Raw genomic sequence first — 11,926 nt, 5'->3', positions numbered from 1 at the left:
TATATATATATATATACTATATAAACATCTGACTATCAGTTGTATAAGTCTATTTTATTTGCTATATTTTGCCATGCAAGGAAGAAAGAATTATCAAGAGAAACTGTTCACATCGTTTCAATTATCTGACCGGGTTCCAGAAGAAAATATATACCGTCAGGTTCTAAAACTCATTGATTTCCGTTTTTTATATCGGGCAACAGCACCTTATTATGGAAAGGAAGGACAGGCAAGTGTTGATCCGGTTGTTTTCTTTAAATTGATGCTAGTTGGGTATCTGGAAAACATTACTTCTGACCGAAAAATTATTCAGTCAGCCTCCATGAGAATGGATCTGCTATTTTTTATAGGTTATGATATAGATGAACCCCTTCCATGGCATAGTACCTTGAGCAGAACCAGAAAATTATATGGTGAAGATGTGTTTTTGAGTTTGTTTCAAGAGGTATTAAAGCAGTGCATCAATAAAGGAATGCTTTCAGGAAGGCGACAAGCGGTAGACAGTATGTTTATCAAGGCAAATGCCTCAATGGAAAGCCTTCTTGAAAAAGATATCCTTTCAGATGCGGCTACCTATAGTGCTGAGCTAAAGGAAAATGAAGAGGAGGATAAAGAAAAAACAAGAACATTACCTGTTGTAAAATCAAAAGATGAACGTTTTGGTAAAGGTCAAAAGCGCAACAATAAAACCCATTACAGCCCCTCCGATCCCGATTCACGTATAGCAACAAAACCGGGCAAGCCGACTCTGTTAAACTATTTAGGGCAGGTCAGTGTCGATACTGGAAGCCATGTCATCACACACGCGCAGGCATTCCATGCCGATAAGAGGGACAGTCAATGTTTAGGGGAGGTTCTTAACCAGACTGTCGACAACCTTGGCAGGGAAGGTTTAATAATGGAAGAAGTTTTAGCAGATACAAACTATAGTAGTACCGAATCTCTTGAAACATTGGAAAAAATGGAATTGAGAGGCTACATCCCCAATTTTGGAGGTTTCAAGCCTGAAAGGGAAGGTTTTAGTTACGACCCAGAACATGATCACTATGTCTGCTCTCAAGGTAAGTATCTCAAATACAAAGGCTTAAAGAAGAATCATTCATTAAGTAAGCAATACTTGAGTAGATCATCCGACTGCAAAGAATGCCCAATAAGATTGTCCTGTATCGGGAAATCAAGAAATAAAATGATTACTGAAACCCTGTCAAGGCCACTGTTCATGCAAATGGAACAACGGGTTAAGAGTAGAAAAGGCCAAAGAATGAAGAATCTACGGCATAGCACAGTTGAACCTGTTATAGGCACACTTGTCAATTACTTGAACATGAAAAGACTGAATACCAGGGGGTTATCTAACGCCACTAAATGCCTGCTTATGTCAGCGATTGCCTATAATCTTAAAAAGCTCATCAAGTTCAAGGCACCACTAGCTTCAAGTTGGTCAAGAAAGACTTTAATTGACCGATTTAACAATAAAATAAGTCAATTCTTATCTGTTTTTTCAGTGTATCGGAAGTCTCTATCTATAACAGGACTTCAAAACAGAAATTATCCAGAAATGAGTCGTAATTTTAACTTTTATAAAAGGTAGTTGTGCAACAGCCACATACTGTTGCACCACTTTCTTTATCGATTATTGAAATTAATAAAGTACCTTTTTTAACTTCATATTCTTCTTTGTCTAATCCATATGCTTCATCTTCAGAAAAATCACCTTGAAGTGTTCCTTCTCTATTAAAGATTAAATAAGAAACCAACATTTCGCCATTTGATTCCTGATGTTTGTAGTCCTGTGTTATTAATTCATGTTTAATAGCATTTTCCACCTGTTTTTTAACTTCCACGGAAGGAAAATCTGGAACTGTATATGTTGTTACTTGCGCCATGTAATCTTCACTAATAATCAATGCTTCTGCTGAATTTGGTTTTACTTCTTTCGTAGGATCTAACAGACTGAAAGACTCATAATTTTTGTCAACAAGTCCATCACGTAGCTCAGAGTAAATAGATTGTGCGTTAAGGTTGGTTACAACTAATATTGCTATAATTAATCCTATTAAATTTTTCATGGGTTCTAGTTTTTGTTAAAAGGTTCATAATTAGGTACTATTAAAGAAATATAAAGTTTCGTATATTAATGAAATTACATTCTAAAGGCATTGAATAGTTCTTTTGTTTCATTATATAATCATGTAATGTGGTGATCTTACAAAATATTTAAACAAATTATGATTGCCAAATTTGAATTATATTAGAATAGTGAAGTTAAAAGACCATGCAAATTATTTCCAAAAAGTAGAACCATATGATCACTGTTTAACGTAAATTGCTTAAACAAAATAAATTAAAAATACATGAGTTTACGTAATACCGCATTAGCGCCACTATTTAATTTAAAAGATATTTATGGTCGTCAGATAAATCTGGAAGAATATAAAGACAAGAAAATTTTTATTGGGTTTTTCCGACATGCGGGTTGTCCTTTTTGTAATTTAAGAGTACATGCTTTAACTAAAGTGCATGAAAAATTAAAAGCTAAAGGTTTAGAAATGATTTTCTTTTTCGAATCAAAAGAAAGTGTTTTATTAAGAAGTACATTTCACCAGGAGGTTTCCCCTATTCCTTTGATTTCGGATCCTCAAAAAGTTATCTATGGGAAATATGGGCTAGAAGAAAATTCTGGGATTTCTACTAAAAGCCACATTACGAGTTTTATACAAACAGCTATAAAAGCCAAAATGAAGGGGGTACCTATGCATATGATGAAAGATGGAGAGTCCATCAATACCATTCCAGCTGAATTTTTGGTGGATAAAGGGTTTAGATTAAAGAAATTGCATTATTCAAAAACCTTAACGGATAGATTGGATTTAGACCTTATTGATAAATTTGCTGATGACAGCAGTATTTTTGATAATGATGATAGAGAGACGGCTTAAAAGCCTCCTAAATATTCCAATAGCCTCTTTGCCCCATAAAAGGGGCTATTTTTTTTGCTTTCGGTTGAATAGTGAAAATTATCTCTGTGATTGCTAAATAATATTTAAAGTTGAAAAAGAAAGTTATAAAAGTATCGGAATTTGATGCCAAATTTGATAATGGAAAGGAAATTTCAGATTTCTAAGATTTGAAAAATGACATTAAACCAGGGAAAAAGAAGAAAAAATAAGCTTCTCCTAACTTCTATATTCACACTCCCAATATTTTTCTTAACTTTTCACAAAAAAGTGAATGCTTGAAAAATTAAAGCAATTGGGTCCTGGAATGATAGTGGCTGCAGCTTTTATTGGACCTGGAACTGTTACCACAGCTAGCATGGCAGGAGCAGGTTACGGATATACCCTGCTGTGGGCTATGCTCTTTTCCATTTTAGCAACTATTATTCTACAAGAAATGACTGCCCGATTGGGTACACAAGCAAAAATGGGCTTAGGTGAAGCCATTCGTAAAAAATCTAACAATAAAGTTATAAGATACGTTAGCTTTGGGCTTGTTATTAGTGCAATTGTAATCGGTAATGCCGCTTACGAATCAGGAAATTTGGCTGGTGCCGTCTTGGGTTTTGAAGATTTACCCAAAGTGTTCGGCATCAATTTATTGCTCATCCTCATAGGTATTGTCACTTTTATTCTTCTTTTTCTCGGCAAATACAAATACATAGAGCGCTTTCTCGTGATCTTGGTAAGTACAATGGGCTTTGTTTTTATTTTTGCAGCCATACTTTTACAACCTTCAATAACTGAAATCTTAAAAGCTCTTTTCATTCCCGTTATACCAGAAAAAGCTGGTTTAATGGTAGTTGGGTTAATTGGTACAACGGTAGTTCCTTACAATTTATTCCTTCATGCATCGGCCAGTAAAACAAAATGGAAAACTGGTGACTCATTACAGATCTCAAGGTTAGATACCATTCTTTCTGTAAGTTTAGGAGGCCTGATTACCATGGCCATAATGGTGACCGCTGCAGTTGCTTTTGAAGCAAACCCACAAGAAATTGATGGGATTGGAGTGTTGGGTGAACAACTACAACCCATATTAGGCAATTGGTCTACTCATTTTATAGCATTCGGCTTTCTGGCAGCCGGATTTTCTTCAAGTATAACTGCACCATTAGCTGCTGCATTTGCTACATCAGAAATATTGGACTGGAAAGGCGGCTTGAATAATAAGAAATTCAAAATGGTCTGGGCTTTTGTACTCTTTACAGGAATTATTATCGCATCCTTAGGTTTTCGTCCCATTGCCCTTATTCTTTTTGCACAGGTCGCCAATGGATTGTTATTACCCATTTTAGCTATTTATCTTTTGTGGATTGTCAACGACAAAGCCCTGATGGGAAATCACGTGAATTCAAAACTCATTAATATAATTGGCGTTTTGGTTATTATTGTAACTTTACTATTAGGCTTCAAAAGCATTTTTACTGCCATAGGAATTATTTAATCTAAAAGATGAGTTCAATAGATATTAATTGCGATTTAGGGGAAAGTTTTGGTCAATTCATAATGGGTAATGATGATGCCGTTTTTCCTCATATCAGCTCATGCAATATTGCCTGTGGATTTCATGGCGGTGACCCATTACATATTGAAAATACCATTAAGAAAGCGCTTCAATACAATGTTCAAATTGGAGCCCACCCCTCCTATCCTGATTTAGCTGGTTTCGGCAGACGTAAAATTGAACTCTCCTCAGAAGAATTAAAAGCCTCTATTAAATATCAAATCTCAGCATTACAAGGAATGGTTAAAAGCTTGGGCGGAGAACTGAAATACATCAAGGCTCATGGTGCTTTGTATAATTCCATTGCCCATGATGAAAAGGAAGCTAAAATATTTCTATCCGCAGTTAAAGAAATCAATCCCAATTTAGCCATACTAGGTTTAGCGGGAAGTCCTTTCGGAGAAATCGCAAAAGAATATGGTTTCCAGTTTATAAAGGAAGGGTTTTTGGACAGGCGTTATATGGAAGATGGCAGTTTAATGTCCCGAAAAGAAAAAGGATCCGTACTGGAGTCGGTGGATGAAAGTTTGAATCAATTCATCTCCATAGCCAAAAATGGAGAAGTGGAAACGGCAAGCGGAAGAAAAATCCCAATGAAAGTGGATAGTTTATGCATTCACGGAGACAATCCGCTGGCGGAAGAAATTTTAAAAGCTATTCATAATGTAGACCTGCCCATCATTGTTAAATGCATCCAATTATGATTGGTATAAAACTGTATGGAAATAATGCTTTGCTGATCAATTTTGAACAGAAAATAGACGCTGAAATTCATGAAATAGTCAAAGCTTATTATGATAAAATTAGTGGATTCGGTGAAGTTATATATCAAATCCCTGCCTATTGCTCGATTACAGTAGTATTTGATAAAGTCATCACGGATTTCGAAAACTTGAAATCCAAAATTGAAAAGCTGAAAATAACAACTGATAAAACGAAATCAGATGCTAAAGTTATCGAAATCCCGGTATGTTATGATTCGGAATATGCCCCAGATATGGAATCTCTCTCTAAGGAAATCAAATTAAGCCCTGAAAAAATCATTTCCATGCATACTTCGGGCACTTATGACGTTTATATGATGGGATTTCTTCCTGGTTTCCCGTATTTAGGACAACTACCAGAGGAATTAGAGTGCAAAAGAAAAGCCACGCCCCGAAAGCAAGTTGCAGCTGGAAGTGTAGCCATAGCAGGAAAGCAAACAGGAATTTACCCTACGGATGCTCCAGGTGGTTGGCAATTAATTGGACAAACACCTCTTAAAATATTTAACCCGCTGAGTGACGATGCTTTCCTCATAAAAATGGGAGATAAAGTGAAATTTAAATCCATTAGTGCCGAAACTTTTAAAACCCTTCAGAAAAATGGCAAATGAATTGACCTTAACATTTTTAAAACCCGGTCTTCAGACTACTCTGCAAGATAATGGTAGAGCTGGTTCGCAGAATTTGGGTGTACCTGTTGGAGGGGCATTGGACGGCACATCTGCTGCCATGGCAAATCATTTAGTAGGTAATAAGAAAAATGTACCTGTGTTGGAAATTACAATGACAGGACCAGAGATTTTATTCGATTCGGATGCATTAATTGCATTAACTGGAGCGCCATTTGAGCTTTACTGTGATGATAAATTGATTGAAAACAATACAGCTATTTACATTAAAAGTGGTTCAATTATTAAGTTCGGCAAGCTAAAATCAGGTTGCAGATCCTACTTAGCGGTTGCAGGAGAATGGAAAGCCAAAAAATGGAAAGGAAGTGTAAGCCCACTTTTACAAGCACCAGAAGCCACGCCAGACAGCATTATTCGTAAAGGAAGCAAATTACACATCATTTCTGCATTTTTAAATAAAACCGGAAGTTGGGATAAAAACAAGCATACTCCAATTTTGTCCCACAGAGTAAGATTAAGAGTGAAGCCTGGGCCTGAGTTCGAAAGTATTTCGCGCGAATCCATTGCCAAATTTTTTGGTCACGGACATGATATTTCAAATGATGCCAACCGGATGGGCTACAGATTGAAAACTATTTTAACTGATTCAGAGGAAAGAACGGAAATGATTTCCTCAGGAATCATCCCAGGAACCATTCAAATTACAGGAAGTGGCCAACCTATTATTCTATTGAATGATGCCCAAACAACAGGTGGTTACCCAAGAATTGCCAATATTATCAATGAAGATTTAGACCAGCTGGCACAATTAAAACCTGGTGATGAGATTTGGTTTAGTTTGGATTAAATGGTTTAAAATCAAAGTTGGATAAACCTCAAATTAAAATCACTTTAAAAAATTGATTCGTTAATATCCAAATGGATGAGAACAGAATAGCATAAAAAACTGTAATCCATACGCTCTTCTTTTTAATTTCATTCAATTTAATCGCTCTAAAAAAAAGAATTGAATGCAACAACATCGCAAGTATAGGGATAGTGAATAAGCCTAATTCAAGATAAGAACTTATTCTACCCAAGTCATTCGGTCTAGAAAAATTCATCACTCCAGACATTAATTGCAAATAAAAGGAATTGAATAAGAAGGGAAAGAAATATAAGTTTTTACTTCTGGTCAATAGAAAAAAGAAAACGACCGTTTGAATTAAAGTGATGATGGGGCCCACTGCAGAAATCAACATATAATCCGACTGCGCATTATATTTCCCTGAAGCTGGATAGACCGTATTAAGTGTCATTATCATATCATATCCTAAGAATTCTCCGTATAGCCAATGCGAAAATTCATGTACAACAAAACTGAAGACGACAGCTAAAATACTTATCAGTATATATTTAATATTCCACATTACTTGATGTATAGTTTTTGGAAATTTAAATCAATTTATCTTCAATTCCTCTAAATATTGAACTAAAGTATATAATTTATGGTGTTAAATGTTTTCAATTTTAGTTTATCAAAATCAATAAAATAGATTTACTATTCATTGTGTAACAAGGCAACTTATAAATACCTAAATCAAAGAAATATTCGCATTTATCTTGTTAAAATGTCACTTTAAAAAATTGAAAAGGCCGTCTACTTCATCACAAGAAAGAATATACGTTAAATCAATAATTATCAAAGAATATATAAACTCTCATTCCGTTGAGGCGTTATGGTTTGAAAACAAATCATAATTATGAAATCATTTGAATTTAAAAATCCAACCAAAATCATATTTGGAGAAGGGGAAATAAAAAAATTGACTGATAATATTCCAACTGGAAGTCATATTCTACTGGCTTATGGTGGTGGAAGTATTAAAAAGAATAGTATTTATGACCAGGTGATTGAAGCCACTAAAGACTTTAAAGTCACTGAATTTTCTGGTATAGAACCGAATCCTCATTTTGAAACCTTAATGAAAGCTGTGGAAATCATCAGAAGTGAAAAAGTTGATTTCATTTTGGCTGTTGGTGGTGGTTCAGTGATAGATGGTTGTAAATTCTTATCTGCAGCTACTTTTTATGATGGTGACGAATGGGATTTAGTAGCAAAAGGCTTATCTAGAAAACAGGAAAAAGTGTTACCATTTGGTTCTGTTTTGACTTTGCCTGCCACTGGTTCAGAAATGAATTCAGGTGCAGTGGTAACCAAAGCAGCTACACAAGAAAAAAGAACTTTCGGTGGGCCGCAATATTTTCCTGTATTTTCAATTTGCGACCCTACAGTAATTCAATCGTTGCCAAAAAGACAAATTGCTAATGGCATTGTAGATGCTTATACGCATACTCTTGAGCAATATTTGACCTATCAGCATGATGCTCTTTTACAAGACAGAATAGCGGAAGGAATTTTACAGACTTTGATTGAAATTGGACCAAAAGTAATGGAAGACCCTTCTGATTACAAAGCTGCTTCCAATTTTATGTGGTCGGCAACCATGGCCTTAAACGGGATATTACGATTAGGCGTCCCAACTGATTGGGCAACCCATATGATTGCGCATGAATTAACGGCTTTACATGGAATCGACCATGCTCGTACCTTAGCTATCATTGCACCAAATTTATACAAAAAACTCTTTGACGATAAGAAAGATAAATTAGCTCAATACGGCAAAAGAGTTTGGAATATTCAAGGTGAATCAGATATTGAAATTGCCGAGAAAGCAATTGAAAAAACCATATCGTTCTTTCAATCTTTAGGGATAGATACCAAGCTATCAGATTACACCAAGGATTATGATAAAACGGCTCAGATAGTCCATGAACGATTTACTGAACGCAAATGGATGGGTTTAGGTGAAAGACAGAAAGTTGGACCAGATTTGGCTAAGGAAATAGTAGAAATGAGTATTTAACAAGGATAGAAACTGGATATTCTAATTGTTCTGAAGCTTTTCAGTTAGTTTGTAATACTGTGAGTGTTCAGTTTCTACCTTTTTCATTTTATCAATGATAACTTGGTCAGATTCTAGTTTAAATCTTATTTCTTTTATCGTTATATCCAAAATGGTTACTTCGTCTTTAAGCTTTTCAATTATTTCTTCCTTTTCCATCAGTTCATTCGTGTAATTCAATAAATTACACAAGCCAAGCATTGTAGCCACTGGGGCTCTTAATTGATGACCATTAATAAAAGTATATTCTGCAAGCTTTTCATTTTTCAACTCTAATTCCTCTGTTCGCTCTCGGACTTTATCTTCCAAATGATTATTTAAAGCTTGAAGTGAATCATTGAGCGCTTGTAATTCTTCCGATTGCGTTAAAATTTCTTTTTGCTGCAGCGTCACCTTACGATTTGTCAGTTGAACATTTTGAGAAAATTTATAGCTTATATAGGCTATGGAAGTAAAATGGATCAATGCATAGGCTAAAGCTAAGTGTAATAATACATCGGGTAAATTACCTTCAATCTGAAATCCATAAATAGGCAAGGTTATCAGATATCCGATTGGAATTAGCAGTAAGCGATAAAGTTTGTGAAAACCTCTTGAAGCAACATAATTACTCACCAAACCTAGAATAAAGATGAAACTAGGAATATATAATAAATGTATAAGCCCAACAAACCAGCCCACTACAAAAAAATCAAACATGTTTTGTCTAATACCTATTCCTTTATTATTATCAGAATTTACATAATAAACGAATATTATATAGGGTAAAAAGACAGCAATACTAAAAGTCAGATAATGCCAACCATCAATTGGAATATTCTTAAAATCAAGAAACATCCAGAGATATAGTGCATTAAAGCTGTAAGCTGCATAACGAAATATCAGGGAGGCTTTCCCGAAAAAATCACTTTTCTGCCAGTAAGTTCTTAGTTTAAATAAATGCACACATTAATGTAAAGACGTAAATTAAATTCACCAATTAAATATTGTAATATTTTAGAAGCAATATTGTTTAGATTGATTGAAATCTATTTCAATAAAATTATTCTAATATTAGATTAACTTTTAAAGAGGATTAATTTATTTAAACAAATATTTAAATCGTGTAGTTATCTTTAGGTAATTATTTAATAACACTAAATAAACAATTTATTAACCTGCCATTCTTATTGATTTGAATTGCACGATTTCATTCATAAATGCCAAAAATAGATAAGGAACAGAAATTCTTTGACTTCTCAGATTACGGAAGAGCACCAGCAATCTTATTTTCAAATTTAATTAAAGACACTTCACTCACTCCTATTCATGTTACGATAGGATTTGGTATCATAGGACTGTTTTCTGCATATGCTATAGCCATAGAATCATATTTAATTGCTGGAGTAGGGTTAATTTTAAAATCAATTGTAGACGCAATGGACGGAGAATTAGCTAGGATAAAGGGAAGACCTTCTTATTCAGGTAGATATTTAGATTCCATTTTTGATAGTATATTAAATTTCATATTTATTATGGTAATCAGTTATAAATCTAGCTGTCCCTATTGGCTGGCATTCATTTCTTTCTTATGTATTCAACTGCAAGGCACCTTGTATAATTACTATTACGTGATTCTAAGACATCGTTCTGTTGGTGGAGATACAACCAGTAAGATATTTGAAATGAAAGCCCCTAACGCCTTTCCAATAGAAAATCAATCTACTGTGAATGTGCTTTTTAGAATTTTTCAGATTTTATATTTTCCATTTGATTGGATTATATATCAATTTGATAAAGAGGCTTTTAAAATAAGACAATATCCAAATTGGTTTATGTCCATGATATCAATTTATGGTTTAGGCTTTCAATTAATGTTAATGGCCATAATGCTATCTATGGGTTTAATAAATTATATTATTCCCTTTTTTGTTGCTTACGGATTACTAACTTTTGTTTTTATCATCATCAGAAAAACAACAATAAGAGAGTAAAAAGAAATAGTAATTAATTCACCTTTTTATTAAAGTTTTCATGAGCCTTATTACTTATAGTGGTAATAGGCTGGTCAATTAATTCTGAATAGTTTTTGATAAACATAGCTACAAAATAGAAAATAAATGAAACATAGAATATAAATAGCATTACTAAAACAATGCTACTCGATGCGCCAAATATTCCTTTTATGTTACTATTTACAAGAATTTGCCCTATTACGACCTGACCTATTTTAAATAATACAGAAGACATAATACCACCAACTATTGCCGGTCTCCATTCTAATTTAGCGTTTGGAAGTATTTTGAAAAGCAAAGTAAACCAAGCTGTAAAAGTTAATAAGGAGAAAACTAAACTAATGATTCTTACAACAGAGCTTTTAATATTAGGTAAAATCTCATTGATTTGATCCCCAATAAATGCTAGAACAATATCAGATAATATGGCTACTAAAATTATGGCGCCCCCTATTAAAACAAGGATGATTGCAGTTAATCGTCCACGTAGATGAGAAGTAAATTTCTGATTACTTTTTGAGGGTATATCCCAAACCTGATTGATATTTAACTGTACTAAAAAGAATAAATTTGTTCCGATAAATAGCAGAAATACAAATACTAAAACGGAGGTTATTATATCATCAGGCAGTTCTTGAAAATTTCTAAATATTTGTTTTATTTCTTCTGTTCCTGAATTGCCTAAAATATTACTGATTTGACTAAATATTTCATCGTTTAAAAATTCAGGCTTAATAAATAAACTCAGGCTATTGATAAGAATAACCAATAATGGCGGGATTGCAAATAAACTAAAGAAAGCGGTTGAAGAGGCTAATTGTAAAGGGTTTTTATCTTTTAAATCCTTTATTGATTTTGGTATTAATTTTAAAATGGCTAATGCTTTTTCTTTCATTTGTAAATTACGTAGGCTTAATTCCACTTAAAATAGAAAGAAAAACCGAAGCTATTGATCTGACCCCAAAAAGTTGGACGGATTAAAAATTAATTTATTTGTGAATGAGTTCTGTATTTCACAGGACTCATTCCTTTTAGTTTACTTTTTATTCGATAATTGTTGTAATAGTCGATATAGGCTGTCACTTCCTTGA

General features: G+C 33.9%; 13 protein-coding genes. 8 read left to right on the top strand and 5 right to left on the bottom strand.

Features of this window, described 5'->3' with window-relative positions:
• Positions 1-1,591, top strand: a 1,591-nt coding sequence (locus VFM92_RS02655) for an IS1182 family transposase (protein WP_325120647.1), incomplete at its 5' end; no start/stop codon positions are given.
• Here the strand turns inward: VFM92_RS02655 and VFM92_RS02650 are convergent.
• Entirely contained in the window at positions 1,572-2,069 is a 498-nt protein-coding gene (locus VFM92_RS02650; RefSeq protein WP_325120646.1) for a hypothetical protein, read from the bottom strand. The two genes, VFM92_RS02655 and VFM92_RS02650, sit on opposite strands and share 20 nt — an antisense overlap.
• Before the next feature lie 285 nt (positions 2,070-2,354).
• Between VFM92_RS02650 and VFM92_RS02645 the strand changes: the two genes are divergently transcribed.
• The 5 genes from VFM92_RS02645 to VFM92_RS02625 all read left to right on the top strand — a co-directional run bounded on the left by VFM92_RS02645 (position 2,355) and on the right by VFM92_RS02625 (position 6,743).
• The gene (locus VFM92_RS02645) at positions 2,355-2,939 is read left to right on the top strand and encodes a redoxin domain-containing protein (protein WP_325120645.1); all 585 of its coding nucleotides are present in this window, start codon (positions 2,355-2,357) and stop codon (positions 2,937-2,939) included.
• A gap of 292 nt (positions 2,940-3,231) precedes the next feature.
• On the top strand, positions 3,232-4,443 hold the full coding sequence (locus tag VFM92_RS02640; RefSeq protein ID WP_325120644.1) for an Nramp family divalent metal transporter: 1,212 nt from the start codon (positions 3,232-3,234) through the stop codon (positions 4,441-4,443).
• An 8-nt stretch (positions 4,444-4,451) separates the two neighbouring features.
• Positions 4,452-5,207: a 5-oxoprolinase subunit PxpA gene (locus tag VFM92_RS02635; RefSeq protein WP_325120643.1), complete on the top strand. Its 756-nt coding sequence runs from the start codon at positions 4,452-4,454 to the stop codon at positions 5,205-5,207.
• Positions 5,204-5,878 carry a 5-oxoprolinase subunit PxpB gene (gene pxpB / locus VFM92_RS02630; RefSeq protein ID WP_325120642.1) on the top strand — a complete coding sequence of 225 codons (675 nt, stop codon included), beginning with the start codon at positions 5,204-5,206 and terminating at the stop codon, positions 5,876-5,878. Before VFM92_RS02635 ends, pxpB begins: the two co-directional genes overlap by 4 nt.
• A complete protein-coding gene (locus tag VFM92_RS02625; protein WP_325120641.1) occupies positions 5,868-6,743 on the top strand; it encodes a biotin-dependent carboxyltransferase family protein in 876 nt (291 codons plus the stop codon). Before pxpB ends, VFM92_RS02625 begins: the two co-directional genes overlap by 11 nt.
• Positions 6,744-6,771: 28 nt before the next feature.
• Here the strand turns inward: VFM92_RS02625 and VFM92_RS02620 are convergent, their stop codons facing one another.
• Complete coding sequence (locus VFM92_RS02620; protein ID WP_325120640.1) at positions 6,772-7,305, bottom strand: hypothetical protein; 534 nt, start codon at positions 7,303-7,305, stop codon at positions 6,772-6,774.
• 333 nt (positions 7,306-7,638) lie between these two features.
• Between VFM92_RS02620 and VFM92_RS02615 the strand changes: the two genes are divergently transcribed.
• Positions 7,639-8,802 (top strand): iron-containing alcohol dehydrogenase, encoded by a 1,164-nt coding sequence (locus VFM92_RS02615; RefSeq protein WP_325120639.1) that lies wholly within the window; start codon positions 7,639-7,641, stop codon positions 8,800-8,802.
• Between the two features lie 21 nt (positions 8,803-8,823).
• Here VFM92_RS02615 and VFM92_RS02610 read toward each other — a convergent pair whose 3' ends face one another.
• Positions 8,824-9,786, bottom strand: a complete 963-nt coding sequence (locus VFM92_RS02610) for a hypothetical protein (RefSeq protein WP_325120638.1) — start codon at positions 9,784-9,786, stop codon at positions 8,824-8,826.
• Positions 9,787-10,040: 254 nt separating this feature from the next.
• On the opposite strand from VFM92_RS02610, the gene VFM92_RS02605 reads away from it, so the two are divergent.
• The gene (locus VFM92_RS02605) at positions 10,041-10,814 is read left to right on the top strand and encodes a CDP-alcohol phosphatidyltransferase family protein (RefSeq protein ID WP_325120637.1); all 774 of its coding nucleotides are present in this window, start codon (positions 10,041-10,043) and stop codon (positions 10,812-10,814) included.
• 13 nt (positions 10,815-10,827) lie between these two features.
• On the opposite strand, the gene VFM92_RS02600 is transcribed toward VFM92_RS02605, so the two are convergent.
• Together VFM92_RS02600 and VFM92_RS02595 are read right to left on the bottom strand one after the other, a co-directional pair.
• Positions 10,828-11,730 (bottom strand): YihY/virulence factor BrkB family protein, encoded by a 903-nt coding sequence (locus tag VFM92_RS02600; RefSeq protein WP_325120636.1) that lies wholly within the window; start codon positions 11,728-11,730, stop codon positions 10,828-10,830.
• Between the two features lie 89 nt (positions 11,731-11,819).
• On the bottom strand, positions 11,820-11,918 hold the full coding sequence (locus VFM92_RS02595) for an IS3 family transposase (protein WP_414675557.1): 99 nt from the start codon (positions 11,916-11,918) through the stop codon (positions 11,820-11,822).
• Positions 11,919-11,926 lie beyond the last annotated feature (8 nt).

It is taken from the genome of Marivirga sp., from assembly GCF_035704835.1.
Lineage (GTDB): Bacteria > Bacteroidota > Bacteroidia > Cytophagales > Cyclobacteriaceae > Marivirga.
This window is presented reverse-complemented; position numbering and strand designations above follow the sequence as displayed.

What these genes read in the sequence shown, in the direction of transcription:
- VFM92_RS02650 (WP_325120646.1), bottom strand. Translation starts at nt 2,069, where the DNA reads ATGAAAAATTTAATAGGATTAATTATAGCAATATTAGTTGTAACCAAC.
- VFM92_RS02645 (WP_325120645.1), top strand. Translation starts at nt 2,355, where the DNA reads ATGAGTTTACGTAATACCGCATTAGCGCCACTATTTAATTTAAAAGAT.
- VFM92_RS02640 (WP_325120644.1), top strand. Translation starts at nt 3,232, where the DNA reads ATGCTTGAAAAATTAAAGCAATTGGGTCCTGGAATGATAGTGGCTGCA.
- VFM92_RS02635 (WP_325120643.1), top strand. Translation starts at nt 4,452, where the DNA reads ATGAGTTCAATAGATATTAATTGCGATTTAGGGGAAAGTTTTGGTCAA.
- pxpB (WP_325120642.1), top strand. Translation starts at nt 5,204, where the DNA reads ATGATTGGTATAAAACTGTATGGAAATAATGCTTTGCTGATCAATTTT.
- VFM92_RS02625 (WP_325120641.1), top strand. Translation starts at nt 5,868, where the DNA reads ATGGCAAATGAATTGACCTTAACATTTTTAAAACCCGGTCTTCAGACT.
- VFM92_RS02620 (WP_325120640.1), bottom strand. Translation starts at nt 7,305, where the DNA reads ATGTGGAATATTAAATATATACTGATAAGTATTTTAGCTGTCGTCTTC.
- VFM92_RS02615 (WP_325120639.1), top strand. Translation starts at nt 7,639, where the DNA reads ATGAAATCATTTGAATTTAAAAATCCAACCAAAATCATATTTGGAGAA.
- VFM92_RS02605 (WP_325120637.1), top strand. Translation starts at nt 10,041, where the DNA reads ATGCCAAAAATAGATAAGGAACAGAAATTCTTTGACTTCTCAGATTAC.
- VFM92_RS02600 (WP_325120636.1), bottom strand. Translation starts at nt 11,730, where the DNA reads ATGAAAGAAAAAGCATTAGCCATTTTAAAATTAATACCAAAATCAATA.